Here is a 19,626-nt window from a genome sequence, read left to right on the forward strand (position 1 = left end):
TTAAAATAATAACGTTGGTGAACAAGGCAGAACTCTATGATTTTGAATCATTTAATTGGTATTTACACTCATCCAAAAGAAGAGTGGCAAACCATTGATACCAAACACGAAACCTATTTTTACGCGCTTACCCATATCGCTTTTATATCTCTCATTCCATCACTCGTAGCCTATTATTCCAGTGCCCATACTGGCTGGAGTATCGGCGCAGGTGACATAATTCGCCTCAGCGAAAATACCGCAATTATGATGGGTATAGGCATGTATTTTGGCTTAATTGCAGGCGTGGTCGCATTGGCTGTACTTATTCATGAGTTGGCTAAAGCGTTTGATGCGACGCCAACTTATACGCAGTCTCTGGAACTTGCGGCCTACACGGCTACACCATTGTTTATGGTGGGCTTCGCAGGTCTTTACCCAGAACTCTGGGTGGTGATGACGGCGCTGTTAGTCGGTATTAGCTATTCGGTATACCTGCTCTATTCTGGTGTGCCAATTTTGATGCATATGCCAGAAGATAAAGGGTTTATTTACTCAAGTTCAGTAGTGACATGCGGACTAGTGCTACTTGTTATCCTTATGACAGGTTCGGTATTAGTGTGGGGGTTAACTGGCGGGCCAGTGTTCGTGCACTAGCGTTTCCAGTTCGATACAAGTTGGATACTGAAAAGCCGCTTTAAAGCGGCTTTTCTTGTTAACTATCAGCGTATTTCAAAGATGCTAATCAGCAGCATCAATGTTATGTACATCAAGGTTGCTAAGTTCAGCCTGAACCACTGGTGCTTTTCTTGACGCTTCACCGCGCGACATGTCAATTCGCTCCAAGTACTCTTGGTCGATATCAGCAGTAATGTAGTTGCCATCAAACACAGATGTTTCGAAACGCTGAATAGTTACGTTCTCTTCGCGAACGGCATCAACCAAGTCAGAAATGTCTTGAAAAATGAGGCCATCAGCTTGAATTAGTTCTGCAATTTGGTCGATTTCACGGCCATATGCAATCAGTTCGTTCGCCGATGGCATATCAATACCGTACACATTCGGGAAACGAATTTCTGGTGCAGCTGATGCAAAGTATACTTTCTTCGCCCCTGACTCACGCGCCATCTCAATGATTTGACCTGATGTAGTCCCGCGTACGATCGAGTCATCGACAAGTAGTACACTCTTACCTTTGAACTCAGATGAGATTGCGTTTAGCTTACGACGTACTGATTTTTTACGCATGGTTTGGCCAGGCATAATGAAAGTACGGCCAATATAACGGTTTTTAACGAAGCCTTGGCGATAAGGCAACTCAAGCGTGTTCGCGATTTGAAGCGCCACATCCATCGACGTTTCAGGAATAGGAATAACCACGTCGATATCTAGGTCTGCCCATTCGCGTTTAATTTTTTCACCTAGCTTACGGCCCATGTTTACACGCGATGCATAAACTGAAATGCCATCTATAAAGCTATCTGGACGAGCAAAGTAAACAAACTCAAAGATACACGGAGAGGTAACAGGGTTTTCCGCGCACTGTCTGGTGTGCAGTTGCCCTTCTTCGGTAATGAATACCGCTTCACCTGGCATTACATCACGTACAAACTGGAAGCCAACGGCATCAAGTGCCACGCTTTCAGATGCCACCATCCATTCCTCACCTAACTCGCTCATACGCTTACCTAGCGCTAGAGGGCGAATACCGTGCGGATCGCGAAACGCGACGATACCTTGGCCGATAATGGCTGCAACGACTGCGTAAGCACCACGAATTTTCTTATGAACTTTCGTTACCACTTCAAAAATGTGTTCCGCACTTACACTCAAACCCGCTACTTGCTGTAGTTCATGAGCAAGAATGTTAAGCAATAATTCTGAATCTGAGGTGGTGTTGATATGGCGGCGTGCAATGCGGAATACTTCTTCCTGAAGCTCATGGGCGTTGGTGAGGTTGCCGTTGTGAGCAAAAGCAATACCAAACGGCGAGTTCACATAAAACGGTTGTGCTTCTGCAGAGCTTGATGTACCCGCGGTTGGGTAGCGAACGTGACCAATGCCCATGTTGCCAGACAACCTTTTCATATGGCGGGTATGAAACACGTCTCGAACCAAACCATTTGCCTTGCGCAAATTAAACATATTTTGGTCGATAGTCATTATGCCTGCGGCATCCTGTCCTCGGTGTTGAATAACCGTTAGACCGTCGTACAGTGACTGAGCTACGGGCGTTTTACCAACTATTCCGACTATACCACACATGTGCGTTACCTATTTCAAGCGGGATTTAAGAAACTGGAGGAGTCTTTCACATAGCTGAAAAACCACTCTATGATGACACCAAACTCGGGAATGAGCACCGATGCTCGCCACCAATCTGAGGAGGCTGCGCCAGTGAAGGTGTCCATAAAAAAGAGCAATGCGCTAACTATAAGCACGCCACGCAGTGCACCAAAAACTATACCTAGAGCCCTATCTGTGCCAGACAACCCCGTTGCCTGAACCAGCTGGCTAATAACGTAATTAATCATGCCGCCCAGAACGAGCGTGGTGACGAACAATGCGGCAATTGCAGCACCGTTTTTTAAATAAGGGTCGTCAATGGCTGTGAAATAAACGGCGAGGTCAGCGTAGAAATTGCTTGAAATAAAGAGTGCAGCAAACCACACCACTAGCGAGATGGCTTCTTTAACAAACCCTCTGATCAGGCTTATTAAGGTAGATACCGCAATGATACCCAGTATGGAAAAGTCTACCCAGTTCATCGTCTCTTTATTGCGTTGATGTTGCTTTTTATTGTAAAGCAACGAGCCTTTGGCGAGATGGCGCGCATTCTAACAGAAGATAGAAATATTACTAGTCTGTAATGCAATCCCTTCTCCCCTTTCAGTAAGCGCGTTTCATTATAAAATGTATATGGCCTACTCAACTTTGAACGTGGTCACTTTACCTTTAAGTTTCGTGAGCTCTTTTAAATGGGGTAGTGCTGATTCCAGTTTTTTCTTGTCTAAATCTGGGCCAACAAAGACTTTATTGAGCGGGCCAGAGCTGGTTTGAATTTTGCGGCTAAATGCGCGATACCCAGCCTTTTCTAGCTTAGCTAGCAGTGCCTTCACGTTTTTCTCATGGCGGAAGCTGCCAAGTTGAATAACCCAACCTGCATCATCGTCGGCTGCATCACCTTTTGTGTCTACAACCGTTTGGCTCGCTAGCTTGTCTTCTTCTTCAAAGGCTTTAACCGCTGGCGCTTTTGCAGCAGTGGCTCTGTCCGAAGTAGCATTTTCGTCAGCGCCTGAAGAAAATGGCTCATCATCTAATGCCGTTTCATCTTGAATTTCAACCGCTGGCACTGCAGCTTTCGCCACGCGCTCTGATGGAAAAGATTCTGGCTCTACGATGGGCTTTTTAGGCGGATTAGCTGGAACAGAAACAAAGGGCTCTCTGTTCGTTTGCTTTTTGCCATCAAGAAAGTCTGGTAAAAATATAACCGCTAGGGCGACTACAATAATTGTCCCCACCAGTCTATTCTTTAATGCCGATGTCACTGTGCTCTCCTGCTTGAATACACGGTTTTACTCTACAATGCGCGTGTTAGTTTTGCTCAGCAAGTACGTCTGCTACGGTAACAAAAGAACCAAAAACGAGAATAAGTTCACCAGTTTGATAATCTGCAAGCGCGCGCTGATATGCCGAGGTCACGTCCTGAAACGTGTCTATATTCTCTATGGTTGTGCCGGCATTAACAAGTGCATTTTCAAGTACTTCTGCCTTGCAGCCCCGAGGACCACTCGTTGACGCTGCGTACCACTTGGCATTAAGTGTCGCCAGTGGCGCTAAGGTCTCTGCAATAGACTTATCTTTTAGCATGCCCACCACAACGCGCATTTGGCTTACATCGTAACGGTTTAGCCAATCTTGCATAGCTGTCGTCGCTTGTGGATTATGGGCAACGTCTACAACTACTAACGGGGAATCACTGATAGTCTGCTGGCGCCCCGGCATGGTGGTGTTCTCAATGATATCTCTGACCACATGCTCATCGGGCAGCAAATCTAGTAGCTCCAGCGCGGCCAACGCTGTACTCGCATTTTGAAGTGGAATTTTAGGATAAGGTAGCGACGTATAACTATTGCTCTTCCCTTTCCAGCTCCACTCACTGTAATCACTTGCTACTACTGTTTCGAAATCTTGTGTAGCCCACCTTACGTTTGCTTGTAGCTCGTTAGCCACATCGTAAAGCGATGATGGTGGAAACAGCTCACCAACCACTGCATTGCCGTTTTTGCGCATAATGCCCGCTTTTTCCCGAGCAATTTTTTCGCGGGTATTACCAAGCCAATCTTGGTGGTCAAGATCGATAGTTGTAATAACAGCAAGGTTCGGGTCAATAATATTGGTGGCATCTAGACGACCGCCTAAGCCTACTTCAAGAATAACCACATCGACTGCCCATGACTGCATCATTTTCATTGCAGCCAGCGTACCAAACTCGAAGTAAGTTAAGGTAATGGGTTCACCACCTGTGTCTTTCCGCGCGTTTTCAACAAACTCAAATGCATTTACAAATTCATCGGCAGGCGGTAATTCGCCGTTGTAACGCACGCGTTCACGATAGTCGGTTAAATGGGGTGAACTGTATACCGCAACACTTTTGCCTTGCGAAAGCATGGCCTGCTCAAGCAAGCGGCACGTTGTGCCTTTACCGTTTGTGCCTGCAACAGTAATAACCAAAGACTGGCTGAGTGAAAGTGCCATAGCATTGGCCACTTCTTTCACTCTGTCTAGCCCCATATCGATGGCGCTAGGATGAATAGATTCTAGGTAGGATAACCACTGGCTCAGGCTTTTTTGCGAAGATGAAGACGCTGAGGCGTTTTCTGCGTGTGGCGCTGAGCCAGTATTTAGATTGTTTTCGTTATTCACTAATTCTTATAATGCAACTTAACCAACAGGCTGTGTAATCTATCACGCATATCTCTGCGGTCAACAATCATATCAATTGCACCTTTCTCAACAAGGAATTCACTGCGCTGGAAACCTTCAGGCAGCTTTTCTCGCACTGTTTGCTCGATTACCCGAGGACCCGCGAAGCCGATAAGCGCTTTTGGCTCGGCTACGTTAATGTCACCAAGCATTGCCAAGCTTGCAGATACACCACCCATTGTAGGGTCTGTAAGTACACTAATATAAGGCAGGCCTTTCTTACTCATTTTAGCAAGCGCTGCAGATGTTTTAGCCATTTGCATTAGCGACATCAATGCTTCTTGCATACGCGCACCACCACTAGCACTAAAACAAATAAGCGGCATATCGTTTTCTAAGCATGCATTAACAGCAGCAACGAAGCGAGCACCTACAACTGATGCCATTGAGCCCCCCATAAACGCAAACTCAAAACACGCAACCACTACCGGCATACCTTTTAGCTTGCCCTGCATTACCACTAGCGCATCTTTTTCGTTAGTCGACTTTTGTGCAGCAACAATACGGTCTTTGTAGCGTTTAGAATCTTTAAACTTAAGTACGTCTTGCGGCTCGTGCTCTGCACCTAACTCAACGCGATCGCCATCGTCTAAGAACGCATCAATGCGACGGCGCGCCGTAATACGCATGTGATGGTCACATTTAGGGCAAACTTCCTGAAGTTTTTCCAGTTCGCTCTTATACAGCACAGCTTGGCAAGAACCACACTTTGTCCAGATACCTTCTGGCACATTACCTTTGGTTGATGTTTGCGTGCGAGGAAGAATTTTTTGAATCCAGCTCATGGAAATTGAATCCTTTGTTTTTGTTTGCCGACCATGACGATTAATGTTTGTTCATACTTGAGGTCAACAACACATTAAATTTTTAAGTTTCATACTGTATTACAAAGAAAAAATGCGTAACACAATAGAACAGCTACCTAATATAGCGCGCTATTAGACCACAATACAACGAAATGGAAAAAACAAAACTGGTCTTAGAAGTTGGCGATCGACACAAGTAGTGCTTACCGCTGTTAGCTTTTGCTAAATTATCACTGGCGAGATTTATAGAATGCTGGTTTCACCGAGCACCGTGACATTTAACTTTTGGGAAATGGTTAACACCTGAGTGACGTTCTAGCGACTTTTGCCTTTGTCCGCTTTCGACAAAATGCGTCAGTGCAGTATCTATTTTATTTTTAAGGGAGTTTAAATCAGAACGAATAACAAACACTAAACGAGCCCGACTAACAACGTTGGGTGACTGATAGAATTCTGAAGAGCAAAACGTCTTATTAAACATAACAGCACGCGCATTATGTTCATTCATTATCGCAAAGTCACAACGCCCTTTAGACATCATCATAGCCATTGTAAATTGACTGCTTGAGTCAACCCTCTGAATATTGTTTTCTTTTCTCTCAAAAAACTGCTGTAAAGTGGGATAAGTAAAGCCGTATCTAGTACAAATACTAGAGGATAAATTTTCCTCTGGTAAAAATGGCCCTTCAAAATTTGAAGTTGAGTAGATATAGCTGTCATGCATTATCAACTCTTCGCTGAACAAAAAGTCGTTCGGTTTACTTATCCAACTTTCAGAAGAGAGGAACAAATCTATCGATGACGACTTTAATAAATCTTCGCTTCTCGTTCGATTCGAGTCTAAATAAACCACACGAAACTGATTTGATAGTTCACCCGAGTTAAAAAAATCGACGACTATGCCTTCATAGCGTTTTGAGTTCTTATCATAATATAAGTAAGGGGCAGCGCCTGGGGTGTTAACCGCGAAACGAACGCTAGGGGTTTTATCTTTTATATCGGCGCCGCACTCTAATGCCGTTAAACACAGTAACAAACCAAAAATTTTTGATAAAAATTGAAACCTGGTCACACTACTTCCTTGTATATATCGACAGTGCTATGTGTAATCTGGCAGAAATAACGGCCCCATAGGCCCTTTAGGCAGGTTATGCTCTTCAGGGTAAGTTACGTCTACCAAGTACAGACCATTTGGCTTCGCTGTGGCTGCCGATTTGCTCCTGTCTTTTAAGCTTAACAGGTGAGCAATCCAATTTACATCTTGCTCCCCCGCCCCAATTTCAACAAGCGCGCCAGTAATATTGCGAACCATGTGATGCAAGAACGCATTGGCACGAATATCGATAATGACGTATCGTCCCTGGCGATATACGCTTACATCAGTAACGTTGCGAAACGGCGTTTTACTCTGGCATAGCGCTGCGCGAAACGAGGTAAAATCTTGTTCGCCTAGCAAGGCTTGTGCGGCAACATGCATTTTTTTCTCGTCTAATTCGCGGTGAATATGGGTAACACCGGAATTGAGAATAGCGGGACGCATTTTCGCATTATGAATAACGTAACGATAGCGGCGGTGTGTAGCAGAAAAACGTGCATGAAAGTCATCGCTAACGTTCTTCGCCCAAGTAACCGCAACAGAGTTAGGCAGATTTGCATTTACGCCGAGTGTCCAAGCGCGCTCTGAGCGTGGTGCATCACAGTTAAAGTGAACCACTTGACCCGTAGCATGAACACCTGCATCGGTACGTCCAGCACATTGCACTTCAATGGGTTCGTTGGCTACTGTCGATAGTGCCTTTTCAAGATGTTCTTGAACACTTGGTACTTCACGCTGGCGTTGCCATCCGTAAACAGCAGCACCGTCGTATTCAATCCCTAAGGCAATTCGCCCCATATCTGTTATACCCCGTTTCTGAAAAGGCGCTAAGTGTAGACATGTCGCTTACAACATGCAATGCCGCTAATACGCAAAACCCTTTTAGGTCATAGAAAATGAATGCTCATTGCCTAAAACAAAAACGGCCAGCATACCTTGGAAATATACTGGCCGTTCAATATGTCAAACGAGAGCGCAGTTATGCACATCAGAGCCGACTACTTAAGCAATATTCGCTAATATCGACGCGGCTTCCTGCTTTTGCTCTTCGCTACCTTCTTTCATAACTTCTTCAAGCAATTCTTTTGCAGCATCTGCATCGTCCATTTCAATATAGGCACGAGCCAAATCCAAGTTTGCATTTTGCCCTGCGTCTTTATCTATATCGATAACCGTATCTTCATCCGATACGCCCGTGAAGTCAGATAAACTTACATCAAGATCTAGCGCTTGGCTATCCGGGTCAATGGCGTCTGCATCATCGCCATCGTCCATTAAAGCCTCAACATCAAGAAAGTCTTCTGGTGGTGTTTGAGCGTCACTATCACCATCGACATCACTAAGTAAGGCTGCAAGATCTAAATCAGGGTTATCAAGCTTAAGGTCGTCCTCTTGTGCCTGGTCAGTATCATTTTGTTGAGCACCTTGTTCGTCCTCTTCAATTTCAGTTGGTGTGGCAATATCCAATTCCACATCATCTGGGATTTCAAGGTCGTCTAATGCAAGTTCCGAATCTTCTTCTTCAAGGGCGAAAGTATCTTCGTCGTCTTCTTGCTCTGACTCAAAAGTACCGTCTTCGTCAAGTTCAAAGGTTTCATCGTTTTCCTCAAACTCAAACGTATCATCACTTTCGTTGAGTCCAGGTTTGTCATCACTCTCTTCTAATTCGAACGTGGCTTCGTCACCTTCCTGTTCAAGTTCGAAAGTATCTTCTTCACTCTTTGCCGAAGATGCTTCTGGCTCCTGACCGTCGTCGCCTTCACTTTCGACTTCACTGGTATCGACATCACTTGTGTCGACAACAGCGTCTGACTCGAGACTTTGAAGAAGCTCATCGAATTCCGCACTGTCAAGATCGTCAAGAATCTCGTTGTCGTCTACGTTATCGTCGTCATCGGAAGCAGAAAGCCAGTCGTCAAGGCCAGGAACATCGTCAAGCTCGTTAAAGTCTTCTTCGCTATTCTTATCTGATTCACGTTGGTTTAAATCAGCTGTATCAGGCGAACTTGACTCTTCATCAACGTCAGATTTTGATAGTAACTCGTCGCTTTCATCTTCACCGTCTACCACACCGTCAATTTCTTGTTCTAATTCAAAACTTTCTATTTCGTCATAAGCGGCGTTTAGAAGGCTATCGTCGTACTCATCACTGTCTTCTGCAGTTGAAGGCTCTTTTTCTGCTGAAGTGGGCTCCTGAGCTAAGGGCTCCTCTCCCGTTAAGGGCTTCTCATCAGCTGAAGGCGCTTCCGTATCCATCTCACTGAATGAAGGAATATCATCCATCATTTGTCTTTCAAACGCTTCAATAGCATCATCCAGTGGATCGTCTGACGTTTCACCGGCCTTTTCTTCGGCGTCTTCATCGACAACTTCGAGCTCTGGCTCTACGTCTGTTTCTGGCTGTAGTTCTCCCTCGGCTTCCGTTTCTAGCCCTACTTCATCTTCCGAGTCGGTTTCAGGTTCAGCTTTGTCTTCTGATTCTTGGTCCTGTTCTGTTTCTGTATCGAAATCCTGTTCTAATTCAGATTCAAGCTCAGACTCAGCTTCAAACTCTAGCTCTGATTCCGGCTCTGGCTCAGAGTCAAGCTCCGCTTCTAGTTCAGGCTCAATCTCAGCGTCTTGTTCTACTTCGGTGCCAAATTCTGGTTCTGACTCCGTTGCAGCCTGGGCTTCAGGCTCAACTTTTTCTTCTGGTTCCTGGTCTCGTTCTGTTTCAGAATCGATATCCTGTTCTAATTCAGACTCAGGCTCTGGCTCTAACTCCGATTCGCCCTCGGCTTCCGTATCTGACTCTACTTCATCTTCCGAGGCTACTTCAGGCTCAGCTTCAGGTTCAACTATTTCCGCTGATTCCTGGTCTCGCTCTGTTTCAGAATCGACATCCTGTTCTAATTCAGATTCGAGCTCAGATTCAATCTCTAGCTCCGATTCCGCCGCTGGCTCAGAGTCAAGTTCCGCTTCTACTTCAGCTCCAAACTCTGCCTCTGACTCCGGTTCAGCCTCGGCTTCCATATCTAGACCTACTTCATCTCCCGAATCGGCTTCAGACTCAGCTTCAAATTCTAGCTCTGATTCCGGCGCTGGCTCTGACTCAAGTTCCGCCTCTAGTTCAGGCTCAATCTCAACGTCTTGTTCTGCTTCTACTTCAGTACCAAGCTCTGACTCTAGTTCTAACTCCGGTTCACCTTCGGCTTCCGTCTCTAGCTCTACTTCATCTTCCAAGTCAACTTCTGTTTCTGGCTCGCTTAAAGCTTCAGGTTCGAACTCTGCATCTGTTTCATCATCAGGCTCTATTTCAGACTCAAGCTCAGAAAGTAACTCGTCTGTCAGCAAATCTACATCTTCACTGCTTTTAGATTCTTCAGCTTCTAGTTCAGCAAGCAGCTCATCGGTTAACGGGTCGCTGAAATCATCTTCGCTCGCAACTTCTTCATCGCTTTCAGGCGTTTCAAAGTCTACATCTTCATCGTGAGCTTCTGGACTAACTTCTGGACTAACTTCTGGCTGGCCGTCTAACTCTGCTTCAAGCTCTGCAAGTAATTCGTCGGTAAACGGATCATCGAAATCACCTCCCTCATCGGATTGAGGAGGTAACTCGTTAGAAGCGCTTTCATTAAGCACTTCATCAACTGAGGGATGTTCATCCGCTGAGGGCTGTTCATCAACTGAGGGCTGTTCACCCGCTGAGGGCTCTTCAGCAAACTCGTCTTCCGCCTGTAGCTCAGCAATAAGCTCATCGGAAAGCGGATCACTGAAGTCGGCACTAGTTTCAATTTCGTCAGTGACAATTTCGTCCAAATCGTCGGTAATGGCATCTAGACTCTGAATAGACTGCGGCGACGGCGAAGAAGTATTTATTTCTTCCTCAAGATCATCCTCGTCTTCGTCATCTTCTTCACCTAGTCCACCCATCATTTCGATTTGCTCAATTTCGTTTAACAAATCGTCGGTGATTTTATCTATTTCTTTATTTTGCTGATTAATCTCGTCGTCGAGTTTGCTCAGCATATCCTCATTAATAAGGTCGTCATTGCTGTCTAACTCATCAGTAAGACCTGCATCAACGCCATGCTCTTCCAGCAAATCGTCAATACTGATTTCAGGCTTATCGTCCTCATCTTCTACCGTTGGCAAAGATGAAACACTTACTGTCTCTTCATCAGCGTCAGATAATTCATCAACAGAGCTGGCAAGCAACGCGTCGATATCGTCTTCATCAACATTGTCAGATTCAGCGGTTCCTTTGACCTCAGCCAGTATGTCGTCAGGGTCTATATCACCTGACTCATCGAGTGCATTACTATCGGGTTCTACCGCATCTTGGCTTTGCACATCATCAAGCAAGTCATCAATATCAAAATCGTCGTCATCATCTGATGACGCAGCTTCTTCAGTAACAGCTTCCTCTGGCTTGTCCTCTTCTAAACTGTCTTCAATACCATCGTCATCGCTGTTTTCATCAAAAACATCGTCATCACCTGACAAGTCAAAGCCTTCAAGGTCGTCTGCGTCATTTTCGTTTAATACTTTATCTGACAAGTCATCGTCGTCGAACAGGCTATCCAGTTCGCTTTGATCTAGTTCATCATCGCCAGCTTCAAACAAGTCATCACTGCCATCGTCTGGCACCAACATATCGTCTTCAAGGTCCGCGAAGGTTTCTAACTCGTCATCTAAGCTTTCTTCTAAATCTGAGGTAAGTACGTCATCGAGTAAGTCGTCATCATTAAATAAGTCATCATCTGACAACTCTGCTTTATCGTCAAAGTCAGGGGCTAGTGCACTTGAAAGATCGCCTATGTCAGAATCAGGTACCGGCACATCATCGTTATCGGCTGTAATCGTAGGGCCAGCTGCAGGCGCTTCTTCAGGCTTACTGTTGCGTTTAAGCAACCACATGATCAGGCCACCAACTAACAATAGTGACAGAATTGCGGAGCCTATGATTAGACTCAAAGGGCTGGTAAGAGCGCTTAAAAACGAAGACTGCTTTTCTGCGTCGCGCTGCGCTTGCTCGGCTTTGATCATGTCGAGCAATTCTTGCTGAAGCGCTACTTGCATATCAAGCTGGCTCTTAACGTCGCCTTCGACTTGCCCACGCAAGGTTTCTAGTTCGCCATTAACAGCCTCAACACGCTCGTACAAGCGTCGGTTTTCGTTAAGAATCGCTTCAACATTCTCAAGTGAGGCAGCAAACTGCATACGCAGTTCGTCGAGTTGTCGGGTTTGCTCCTGATCCAAGCGAGTGATTTTCTGCTCAATATCAGTTTGGGTTTGCGTCAGGTCTTGTTGATTTACTAAAGGCGATGCGGGCTTGATGTTTCGTACGCTACTGCCAGGTTTATTAAGCATTTCAGCAAATGCTCTATCATCCTGCTCAGCGCGCATCTGAGCTTTTTGCTTATCAATTCTGGCGATATACCGCTCTGATGGTAACTTTAATACCGCACCATCAACTAATAAATTTAAATTGCCGTTTTCAAATGCGTTTGGATTGAGCTCGTAAATGGCGGTCATAACCTGATATACGCTCAGGTTATTGTTTTGGCGATAGCGCTCAGCAATGCGCCATAGGGTATCGTTGGCGTCGATGGGCCCATATTCCAGGCCGGAATACTGATCAGTTGCGTCTTTGGGACCTTTTAAGAAGGTAGCGCGTTCTTGTGCATCAACAGTGATAATAGGGCCAGACAAACAAAGTGTTAGTAAAAGTAAGCCCGTCAAATGCAATTTCATAGCAGTCCTATATGCCCTCAAGCGTCTTTACCACCCGAGACGTATGGGCGGATTTTCTAGCCAATCAGAACGGAAGAAAATATTGGCTTTTATTTTTATTCTTAAGCCACCTTGAAACCATTAATCATCAAGCCAGCGTTTTACAGTCTTTTTGAACTTAGCAGTAAGATTTATTTGCGCTTTATAGAGTTCTTACCCTTCGCCTAAGTGTCTGACTGAGTATTGTTTTTAACGTTGTTCTATTCCTAACTTTACAAACTATAAACCAGTTATTAAGGGTGATCTAGTTAGACAGTAGTATTGAAGTGCTCTAATGCTCAAATTTTCGCTAAAAACCGTCATTCAATAGCTTCGAGTGCTGTCTTTCTATCCCGTTGAATAGTGACGCTTCATTGCAACAGGTAATGCCCCTTTCATTGCGTATCGGCAAGCACAGAAAAATGTTTACCTTTTACTGTGCTTATCCGATTAATCAGAGGCTGAACCTCTGTAGAATACTTACAAGTAGTCGCGAATGAGTGTCTCAGCAATTTGAATGCTGTTTGTCGCTGCACCCTTGCGAATGTTGTCAGACACCACCCATAGGTTTAAACCACAAGGATGAGTAATATCATTCCTGATACGCCCTACATGCACAATGTCGTTGCCGCTAGCACTGCTTACTTGCGTAGGGAATTGCTCATTGCCGTCGTAAACTGTTACTCCTGGCGCATCGGCTAAAAGCTCTTTAACATGCTGCGCATCTATTGGCGAACGCGTTTCAAGGTGAATAGCTTCAGCATGACCATAGAAGACAGGTACACGCACAGCCGTCGCATTTACCAAAATACTTTGGTCGCCCATGATTTTTTGGGTTTCCCACAGCATTTTCATTTCTTCTTTTGTGTAATCGTTGTCTTGGAATATGTCGATTTGAGGGATAACGTTAAAGGCAATTTGGCGACTAAACGATTCTGGCTTTACTTCACGTGCGTTTAGCAAACCTGCGGTTTGTTTAGCCAGCTCTTCCATAGCCTCTTTACCTGCACCAGAGACTGACTGGTACGTGCACACGTTAATACGGTCAATACCAACGGCGTCTTGAATAGGTTTGAGCGCAACCAACATTTGAATGGTCGAGCAGTTTGGGTTCGCAATAATGTTTCTATTGCGAAACTCTGCCAGTGCATGGGCGTTAACTTCTGGCACTACAAGAGGGATATCAGGCTCGTAACGAAACTCTGAAGTATTGTCGATTACAATACAGCCTTCTTCTGCGGCTAGCGGAGCAAATTTTGCTGAGATACTTCCACCGGCTGAGAAAAAACCTAATTGCACTAATGACCAGTCGAAGTCATCAGCATCTAATACTTCAATGTCTTCGCCTTTAAACGATACAGTACTACCAGCTGAACGTTTACTGGCAAGCGGATACAAACGGTTTACCGGAAAGTCTCGCTCTTCTAATAGTTCAATCATGGTTTGGCCCACTAAACCAGTTGCGCCAAGTACCGCTACGTCAAACGCTTGCGACATAATGCTTTATGCTCCTAATAAGAAAATAACTAAACCAGACTAACGAAAAAGCCTAGCTTGGTGAAAGTGTTTTGAATTTGTTTACTGGTGTTCTTTGGCAATTGTAACGTATAGGCGCAGCACTCGCGACGTACTCTGTATTGCTTGCGCAGTGCAGAAAACGTATTTGCTAAGTCAGATTTCGCCTTTTCGTTATTTTTTGATGTTGATGAAAAAGCGTTTCGCGTTATTTCGTCATCAATAGCAACATCGTACACCTTGTGAAATACTGCAGTAAGATCTTCAACCGATAACCGAGATGCTTCTGGCGATGCTAACTCAGCGTTTATTGGGTTGGTCTTATCTAGAAAATCGCTGAGTTCTTTATCTGGTGCTGTACCCACTACCTCACAAATTTGCTCGTAAATCATTTGCGTACCGCGCACTTTGCCTTCGACGGAATGACCCGCAATATGTGGCGTAACGAACCAAACGTGGTCAAATAATGCTGTGTTTATGGCAGGCTCATTATCGAACACATCGAGCACTACTGTTGGCGCTTGTTCTTGTTGAAGCAGGTTAAGTAACACTTCTTCATCTATAACCTCGCCACGGCATGCATTGATAAGCAGCTGGTCAGGTGTTAATGCTTCCAGAAAAGTTTTATCAATCATCTGGTAGGTGGGGTAATCGCCGTCTTTTGTGAAAGGCACATGAAGCGAGATAACGTCGCACTTTGCAATTTGTGCTAAATCTACAAACGACTGCCCGTTATGCTGGGTTTTGCCAGTCTTTGCTAACGCTTGCTGTAGCGGAGGGTCGTACAAGCAGTGTTCAACACCAATTGCCGTTAAAATACGTGATAGCGCGCTTCCCACGTTTCCGGCCCCTACTATGCCTACTTTCGCATTGTAAAAGTCGAGCTTTTGGACTTTTTGTGCATGCAACAAAACACTCAATACGTACTCGGCAACCGCAACGGCATTACAGCCTGCTGCGCTGCTATACATAATACCGACGCTATTCAAATGCGTTTTATCTAGATGATTAGTACCCGCCGTTGCCGAAGTAACAAACTTAAGCTTGTTAGCGCTGGTAAGCAGTGCAGGGGTAACCTTAGTGGTAGAACGCAACGCAAGAATATCTACATCGCGCAGCATTTCAGGCATAAGAGATTGCCAAGCATAGGTTTCAACTTCACCTACGCTGTTAAGGTAATCGGTGCCAAACGGAATGGTATCTTCAAGAAGTATTTTCATGGCGCTAAGTGTAACCTAACTTAGGCTTTTAGTAACCTAGCGCCCTTATTTATCTTGTCGGTGATTGGCTTAATCTACGTCATTTTGATGCACGTTTGGCCGCCATATCAAAGAGACGGCCGAAGTTTATACAATCTTTTAAACCGGGAACGCTTTAAGCAAAGCGCTTTAGCTCGGGTTTTTTGTCCACCTCATCCTTTACGATCGTGGTACTGGATAACGTTAACTTTAAATAGTTACTTATCGTATCCAGGGAAACGGCGCTCTACGCGACGTTTAATGCCCGGCCATGCCAGTGAACCACCCGCTTGTTTGGTAACTTGTTCGGCTTGAGCACGAATACCATCTAAAATTGCCGAGTGAATTGGAATTAACGGCTTACCTGTGGCCTGGGCTTTTAGCTGAATTTCACAGGCGCGCTGCATGATAAACATAAACAAAAATGCATCGGGAATATTGTCTGCACAGGTTAAAAGCCCGTGATTGCGCAAAATCATAAATTGAGTATCGCCTAGGTCGCGAACCAACCGTGCTTTTTCGTCTGGGTTTAACGCCACGCCTTCATAGGCGTGATAAGAAAGCGACGCCAGCGGGAAAAGGGACTGCTGCGAGTAAGGCTGCAACCCTTCTTCTAAAATGGATACCGCCACGCCTTCTGCTGTATGCAAATGCAACACGCACTTTGCATCGTCACGTGCTTCATGAACAGCGCTGTGAATAGTAAAACCCGCAGGGTTAATGTCGTATTCGCTTTCCATCACCTTATTGCCGTGAAGGTCAACTTTTACTAGGCTGGATGCAGTAACTTCATCAAACATTAAACCGTATGGGTTAATTAAAAAATGATGGTCAGGCCCAGGAACACGGGCAGAAATGTGAGTAAAAATAAGATCGTCCCACCCATACATAGCAACTGCGCGGTAACACGCGGCAAGGTCAACACGGGTTTGCCATTCTTCATTGCTTACCTTCGACTTTACTGAATCTGTCATAGCTTTACTCTTTTTATGTCTAAAATCATTTCATTAAAGTATGTCAGCCGTCTTTTGAGGCTCTAAAACATAAGCACTCCAATGAAACTTCCATTTACTTTCTCTTACCGCCTACATTACGCGCAGTAATTGCTATACACTGTCGGATATACGACATTGTAAGTAATTTGTTAAATGGAAAAATTTAAACCTGTTCTGGCTGGCTCTACTTGGTTTAGCGCGATCCCTTACTATTTACAGGAAGCCATGTTCGAAAAGATGCGCCTTAAGCATTTAAAGGCAGGGCAGCAACTGCACGCCAAAGGTGAAGAAGGTGTAGGTTTTTATGGCGTGTGCGAGGGCCGTTTAAGAGTGGTTACTGTGGGCGTGGATGGTCGCGAAATGCTATTCGCGTTACTTGGGCCCGGCACTTGGTTTGGTGAAATATCCATGTTTGATGATCTCCCTCGTACTCACGATAACTTCTGTGAGACAAACTCCACGGTTGCTATTATTCAAAAAAATGCGTTCAAGGCATTACTTGAGCAGTTTCCTGAACTCTACCCGCACTTCACCCGCCTTTTATGCACGCGAGTGCGCAGCGCTTTTCAGTTTATTGACTCAAGCGCGGGGCTTGGCCTTAAACACCAGCTTGTAAAACGGCTATTGATGCTTACCACCAGCTATGGTCAACATTTACCTAAGAACAACGCAATTACACTCACCCTCTCGCAAGAGTCTTTGGCGCAAATGATAAATAGCAGTAGGCAAACGGTTAATCAGCTTTTAGGTGAGCTTGAAAGTGAAGGTTTGGTAAAACGGCATTACGGTAAAATCACCATTCCCGAGCCAGATACCTTGTTTAGTCGTTATCAGTTTTTTTGACCGAAATAATTAGCTGAATCGCTCATTTTCTTTGGTAGTTGTTGCTCGAAATAAAGCGTCTTCTGAAAATCGATAATACAAAAACTTAGTAATAACACAGTAGCCCTTTACTAATTTTAGTGTGAGCTTACGGTTTTACTTAATCAGATATGGATTTGCACCATCCCCGCAGTATTGCGCGGCGCACATCTGTCCCCATCTTTAAGGTCTGCTCGATACAAGTTCCGGACGGTAAGCACTCTGACACTAGTTTTTTATCATTTGGCTTTAGCGGCCTGACTGCGTCTGTTATTGAATCGGCAATTCTCCCCCATGTCAGTCAGCCTTTCCTGGCGGCGGTTAGCTCAACGCTTATTTTTGCCTGCATCTGGTTTGCAGGCGGAAGTTGTTTTGACTGTCGAAGTCTGTGATTGATTTTTAGGTGGGATATGGCAGACTTTGAACAGGCATTATTATAAGAACAAGGAATGTTAAAGGTCATTTTTCCTATTAAGCTGTCTCCGCAGCTAAACTACATTACTCTGATATTATCTTTTTTCTCAATTTTCTTTGTTATAAGGCTTATACTTCTTCTGGATATTGATGAAGATAAGTTATCAATCCCGGTATCAGATTTTGTAAACCTCTTCGCTAAATTAGCGCTTTTTGATTTGGCCTTATTACCTGATTTTTGGAGCTCCAGTGATTTAACGTTAAGTAACCTCTTTGCAAATTTACGCACAATGGCGAACTCATATGCCGCCATTTCATTATGCATTTTCAGCCTGGGGTTGCTGATTTTTCACCGCAACATGGTCAGATTGCCATTACGCTACTTTGGATTGATGCTGTTTGTGATGGGGTGGCTGCACCTTTTAGCCGCTAAGCTCGTGTTGCTTTCATCACTGCCCGTATTGCTTACAGGACCTGTCATAGCTGTGGGGTTAATCTCTGTCCTGTATTTTAGTATTCCGTGTGTTGTCATAGAAGTGATTTACTTACTTATCCGAAAAGAAATCCCGTGAAAAAATCATGTTTCTTCGCAGTACTACTTTCTTCTTCTGAAGTATATGCAGTGACAGATGCCGTTTTTGAATACCAAGAAGTCGCGGCTAATACCATTATGCTTTCTATTATATTGGCCCTGAATCTGCTGTTTTTCTTTTCACTTTTAATGATCGCAGGAGTTTTGAGTAACAAGCGAGCATCAGCATTAAAAGCAGCTGAAACGTCTGCGAATCACGACCCGCTTACTGCACTGCTAAATCGCAGAGGTTTTGATGCTGCAATGAGTATAAAGAAAGATGTCAGCGGCTTTCTTCTTATTGTAGATATAGACGACTTTAAGCAAATTAACGATACTTATGGTCACTCTGAGGGCGATAAAGTCCTCTCGGAAGTTTCAAGGCGCTTATCGAGTGTGGTTAGAAGTGAAGATGTTCTCGCCAGATTAGGAGGAGAAGAGTTTGTAATTTTTGTATGCTCCGAAAATAAAATAGAAAAGCTAGCTGATAGGTTGGTAAAAAGCGTTGCCAGCGAATATTTTAAATTAGAAAGTGCTGTTAGTATTCAGGTTACCGTAAGCGTTGGAATTGCGCGACTAAACAAGTTTTTCGCAAACTATGAATCTGCATATCAAAAAGCGGATAAATCTCTTTATGAAGCTAAAAAACAGGGGAAAAATCAGTTTAAGGTGAATCGCCACTAGTTCAGTCGACACTTCATAACTATATTTTTGAATAGAATCTGAGCCTATGCCCCAACGTCCGCTTTACGTACACGAGCGACTATCACTAGTGGCACGTTTCATTATGATCAAGGCAAACTTAAATCAGTTCAAAAAGTGTCCTAGAGAGTGAGCCTTTATAAAATTGCTTTTAATTTACGTTACCTTATTTATTTTAGTAATTTTGCCTTTAAATATTCTCCCAGCAAGTAGCAATAGCATGGAAACAAAAAACATAAAAAAGGTACTTGGCTTAACGCCTACTTCTAACACTCCATATCTAGGGTAAAGAGCCGGATAAAAAATTTTCACCTTTTTGCCGGCCACATATTGATTTAGCTTTTCTAAGCTAAACGTTCTATTTTTAAATTGGATTCTCGGGTTGAGTGAAACTATATCTGAGATGTACTGAACGTTATCAACACTATAAGTGAACTCTATTGCTGCTTCATCTACGTAACTATTTCCAGTCCTCACTGTAACTCTACTAGCCGACAAAACTATCCCTTCAGCTTCGTCCCAAAAATAAGACGCTATACCTAACAACATCCCATAAGTAGACAATGGTAGAAGAAACAAATTAATGAACAAGCATGCTGTGTAGAGTTTTTTATATTTAGCCATTACCTACTCAATATGCGCTTATTCTTGAAGTTAGTATACTGACCTTGGGTTTGGAAAAATTTAATGCACCAAGGTCCGCTTTACG

16 protein-coding genes are annotated in these 19,626 nt (G+C 44.3%); 4 read left to right on the top strand and 12 right to left on the bottom strand.

Going from position 1 to position 19,626, the window contains the following annotated elements:
* Positions 1–36 precede the first annotated feature (36 nt).
* Entirely contained in the window at positions 37–636 is a 600-nt protein-coding gene (locus tag ACXAGV_RS11925; protein WP_423078081.1) for a Yip1 family protein, read from the top strand.
* A gap of 84 nt (positions 637–720) precedes the next feature.
* On the opposite strand, the gene purF is transcribed toward ACXAGV_RS11925, so the two are convergent.
* The 11 genes from purF to ACXAGV_RS11980 all read right to left on the bottom strand — a co-directional run bounded on the left by purF (position 721) and on the right by ACXAGV_RS11980 (position 16,348).
* Complete coding sequence (gene purF / locus ACXAGV_RS11930) at positions 721–2,244, bottom strand: amidophosphoribosyltransferase (RefSeq protein ID WP_474873446.1); 1,524 nt, start codon at positions 2,242–2,244, stop codon at positions 721–723.
* Between the two features lie 14 nt (positions 2,245–2,258).
* Positions 2,259–2,747 (bottom strand): CvpA family protein, encoded by a 489-nt coding sequence (locus tag ACXAGV_RS11935; protein WP_474873447.1) that lies wholly within the window; start codon positions 2,745–2,747, stop codon positions 2,259–2,261.
* 156 nt (positions 2,748–2,903) lie between these two features.
* Positions 2,904–3,527, bottom strand: a complete 624-nt coding sequence (locus ACXAGV_RS11940; RefSeq protein ID WP_474873448.1) for an SPOR domain-containing protein — start codon at positions 3,525–3,527, stop codon at positions 2,904–2,906.
* 46 nt (positions 3,528–3,573) lie between these two features.
* Positions 3,574–4,905, bottom strand: a complete 1,332-nt coding sequence (gene folC / locus ACXAGV_RS11945) for a bifunctional tetrahydrofolate synthase/dihydrofolate synthase (RefSeq protein WP_474873449.1) — start codon at positions 4,903–4,905, stop codon at positions 3,574–3,576.
* A complete protein-coding gene (accD, locus tag ACXAGV_RS11950) occupies positions 4,905–5,750 on the bottom strand; it encodes an acetyl-CoA carboxylase, carboxyltransferase subunit beta (RefSeq protein WP_474873450.1) in 846 nt (281 codons plus the stop codon). Before accD ends, folC begins: the two co-directional genes overlap by 1 nt.
* 280 nt (positions 5,751–6,030) lie before the next feature.
* Complete coding sequence (locus tag ACXAGV_RS11955; protein WP_474873451.1) at positions 6,031–6,843, bottom strand: substrate-binding periplasmic protein; 813 nt, start codon at positions 6,841–6,843, stop codon at positions 6,031–6,033.
* Positions 6,844–6,870: 27 nt separating this feature from the next.
* On the bottom strand, positions 6,871–7,665 hold the full coding sequence (gene truA, locus ACXAGV_RS11960) for a tRNA pseudouridine(38-40) synthase TruA (protein WP_474873452.1): 795 nt from the start codon (positions 7,663–7,665) through the stop codon (positions 6,871–6,873).
* Positions 7,666–7,869: 204 nt separating this feature from the next.
* A complete protein-coding gene (locus tag ACXAGV_RS11965) occupies positions 7,870–12,603 on the bottom strand; it encodes a FimV/HubP family polar landmark protein (protein ID WP_474873453.1) in 4,734 nt (1,577 codons plus the stop codon).
* Positions 12,604–13,101: 498 nt separating this feature from the next.
* Positions 13,102–14,118: an aspartate-semialdehyde dehydrogenase gene (locus ACXAGV_RS11970; protein WP_474873454.1), complete on the bottom strand. Its 1,017-nt coding sequence runs from the start codon at positions 14,116–14,118 to the stop codon at positions 13,102–13,104.
* A gap of 29 nt (positions 14,119–14,147) precedes the next feature.
* Positions 14,148–15,356: a 4-phosphoerythronate dehydrogenase gene (locus ACXAGV_RS11975; protein ID WP_474873455.1), complete on the bottom strand. Its 1,209-nt coding sequence runs from the start codon at positions 15,354–15,356 to the stop codon at positions 14,148–14,150.
* A 236-nt stretch (positions 15,357–15,592) separates the two neighbouring features.
* Positions 15,593–16,348 carry a class II aldolase/adducin family protein gene (locus ACXAGV_RS11980; RefSeq protein WP_474873456.1) on the bottom strand — a complete coding sequence of 252 codons (756 nt, stop codon included), beginning with the start codon at positions 16,346–16,348 and terminating at the stop codon, positions 15,593–15,595.
* Between the two features lie 174 nt (positions 16,349–16,522).
* On the opposite strand from ACXAGV_RS11980, the gene ACXAGV_RS11985 reads away from it, so the two are divergent.
* From ACXAGV_RS11985 to ACXAGV_RS11995, 3 genes are all read left to right on the top strand, one after another.
* The gene (locus ACXAGV_RS11985) at positions 16,523–17,212 is read left to right on the top strand and encodes a Crp/Fnr family transcriptional regulator (protein ID WP_474873457.1); all 690 of its coding nucleotides are present in this window, start codon (positions 16,523–16,525) and stop codon (positions 17,210–17,212) included.
* A 467-nt stretch (positions 17,213–17,679) separates the two neighbouring features.
* The gene (locus ACXAGV_RS11990) at positions 17,680–18,216 is read left to right on the top strand and encodes a hypothetical protein (protein ID WP_474873458.1); all 537 of its coding nucleotides are present in this window, start codon (positions 17,680–17,682) and stop codon (positions 18,214–18,216) included.
* Positions 18,213–18,899, top strand: a complete 687-nt coding sequence (locus ACXAGV_RS11995; protein ID WP_474873459.1) for a GGDEF domain-containing protein — start codon at positions 18,213–18,215, stop codon at positions 18,897–18,899. The genes ACXAGV_RS11990 and ACXAGV_RS11995 overlap by 4 nt, the downstream gene beginning before the upstream one ends.
* A gap of 174 nt (positions 18,900–19,073) precedes the next feature.
* Here ACXAGV_RS11995 and ACXAGV_RS12000 read toward each other — a convergent pair whose 3' ends face one another.
* Positions 19,074–19,541: a hypothetical protein gene (locus tag ACXAGV_RS12000; protein ID WP_474873460.1), complete on the bottom strand. Its 468-nt coding sequence runs from the start codon at positions 19,539–19,541 to the stop codon at positions 19,074–19,076.
* Between the last annotated feature and the right edge of the window lie 85 nt (positions 19,542–19,626).

The organism is Alteromonas sp. ABH4_453, from assembly GCF_056160665.1.

What these genes read in the sequence shown, in the direction of transcription:
- ACXAGV_RS11965 (WP_474873453.1), bottom strand. Translation starts at nt 12,603, where the DNA reads ATGAAATTGCATTTGACGGGCTTACTTTTACTAACACTTTGTTTGTCT.
- ACXAGV_RS11975 (WP_474873455.1), bottom strand. Translation starts at nt 15,356, where the DNA reads ATGAAAATACTTCTTGAAGATACCATTCCGTTTGGCACCGATTACCTT.
- ACXAGV_RS12000 (WP_474873460.1), bottom strand. Translation starts at nt 19,541, where the DNA reads ATGGCTAAATATAAAAAACTCTACACAGCATGCTTGTTCATTAATTTG.
- ACXAGV_RS11970 (WP_474873454.1), bottom strand. Translation starts at nt 14,118, where the DNA reads ATGTCGCAAGCGTTTGACGTAGCGGTACTTGGCGCAACTGGTTTAGTG.
- accD (WP_474873450.1), bottom strand. Translation starts at nt 5,750, where the DNA reads ATGAGCTGGATTCAAAAAATTCTTCCTCGCACGCAAACATCAACCAAA.
- ACXAGV_RS11925 (WP_423078081.1), top strand. Translation starts at nt 37, where the DNA reads ATGATTTTGAATCATTTAATTGGTATTTACACTCATCCAAAAGAAGAG.
- purF (WP_474873446.1), bottom strand. Translation starts at nt 2,244, where the DNA reads ATGTGTGGTATAGTCGGAATAGTTGGTAAAACGCCCGTAGCTCAGTCA.
- ACXAGV_RS11990 (WP_474873458.1), top strand. Translation starts at nt 17,680, where the DNA reads ATGTTAAAGGTCATTTTTCCTATTAAGCTGTCTCCGCAGCTAAACTAC.
- ACXAGV_RS11935 (WP_474873447.1), bottom strand. Translation starts at nt 2,747, where the DNA reads ATGAACTGGGTAGACTTTTCCATACTGGGTATCATTGCGGTATCTACC.
- ACXAGV_RS11980 (WP_474873456.1), bottom strand. Translation starts at nt 16,348, where the DNA reads ATGACAGATTCAGTAAAGTCGAAGGTAAGCAATGAAGAATGGCAAACC.
- truA (WP_474873452.1), bottom strand. Translation starts at nt 7,665, where the DNA reads ATGGGGCGAATTGCCTTAGGGATTGAATACGACGGTGCTGCTGTTTAC.
- ACXAGV_RS11985 (WP_474873457.1), top strand. Translation starts at nt 16,523, where the DNA reads ATGGAAAAATTTAAACCTGTTCTGGCTGGCTCTACTTGGTTTAGCGCG.